This is a genomic window from Vibrio sp. D173a, assembly GCF_030248475.1.
The window spans coordinates 1-634 of the sequence record NZ_JAHGAH010001277.1 but is presented as its reverse complement, the minus strand read 5'-3'; the positions used below and the strand labels follow the sequence as shown (position 1 = coordinate 634).

The window sequence follows — 634 nt, the reverse complement described above, 5'->3', positions numbered from 1 at the left end:
TATCGGTACGTGGTGAATTGGTACAACTGGACGAAGCGTACCAACAAATTATTTCTAGCAAGGAATACCCAGCGGCTATTCAAAAGCTTCTTGGTGAGCTATTGGTTTCAACTACTCTTCTTACTGCGACTCTAAAGTTTGAAGGCTCTATCACTATCCAGCTGCAAGGTGATGGCGTGGTGTTGCGCGTTTTGAAGGTGACATTGCTGATGACGCGGGTCTACACGACCTAATGGGTAAAGGCTACCTAGTTATCACGATCGATCCTAAGAAAGGTGAGCGTTACCAAGGTATTGTGGCACTAGAGGGCGACACACTAGCCGACGTTCTTGAAGGATACTTCGCAAACTCAGAGCAACTGAAAACACGCCTATGGCTACGTACTGGTGAGCACGAAGGTAAGCCACACGCAGCGGGTATGCTTCTACAAGTCGTGCCAGATGGCACAGGTACACCGGATGACTTCGAGCACCTAGAGCAGCTAACAGCAACAGTAAAAGACGAAGAGCTATTCTCTCTAGAAGCGAACGAGCTTCTATACCGTCTTTACAACCAAGAGAAGGTTCAGCTGTTTACGCCTCAACCGGTTGAGTTCTTCTGCGGTTGTTCTCGTGAACGCAGTGGCGCAGCTATC

Annotated in this window: 1 pseudogene; it reads left to right on the top strand. The window is 48.6% G+C overall.

The features are described 5' to 3' along the window. A pseudogene (gene hslO, locus KIV40_RS32820) lies at window positions 1–634 on the top strand (Hsp33 family molecular chaperone HslO); the annotation flags it as partial.